1 pseudogene is annotated in these 578 nt (G+C 69.7%); it reads right to left on the minus strand.

The window, feature by feature from the left end:
* Nucleotides 1-564 (minus strand): annotated as a pseudogene (locus D7V97_RS43530) (exo-alpha-sialidase); the annotation flags it as partial.
* Nucleotides 565-578: the final 14 nt, after the last annotated feature.

Here is a 578-nt window from a genome sequence, read left to right on the forward strand (position 1 = left end):
GTCCCCACCGCCGGGCTCGCGCGGCATCGCCACGCGCATCACCCTGCCGCTGGCGTTCGCGTCCGCCGAGTCCCCGTAGAAGCACGGCACCTCCGTGGCACTCTCCGGCAGCACATCCAGCGCGCTCAGGTAGCCCTTGAAGCTCGTGCGCGAATCCAGCGCCACCGGCGCACTGAACGTCCCGTCGCGCAGCACCCGCACCTGGACCTCGTAGTCCGCGGCGCTCCGCATGTGATTGAAGAAGACATACAGCGCCTCGCCGACGCGGGTGACCGCGGGCTGCAACGCCCAGTCCGGCGTGCCCTCCACCAGCGTGCGCGGCCCGAAGGACGTCCCGTCGAAGCGGCGGTAGTACAGACGCTCCGTCTCGTCCTTGTAGACCAGGTGGATGCCGCCCCTCCCGTCCTCCACCGCGCTCAACGCCGCGCCATGGTAGATGCCGTCGGAGAACGCGTCCCGCACCGGGCTCCACGTATCCAGCGGGTCGTCCGCGTCACGCACGCGCAGCCGCGTGGGTTCAAACCCGTCGTGCATCGCGTAGAAGAAGACGAGCTTCGACCCCACGCTCAACAGCCGCC

This window comes from Corallococcus sp. CA053C (assembly GCF_003611675.1).
Taxonomy (GTDB): Bacteria; Myxococcota; Myxococcia; order Myxococcales; family Myxococcaceae; genus Corallococcus.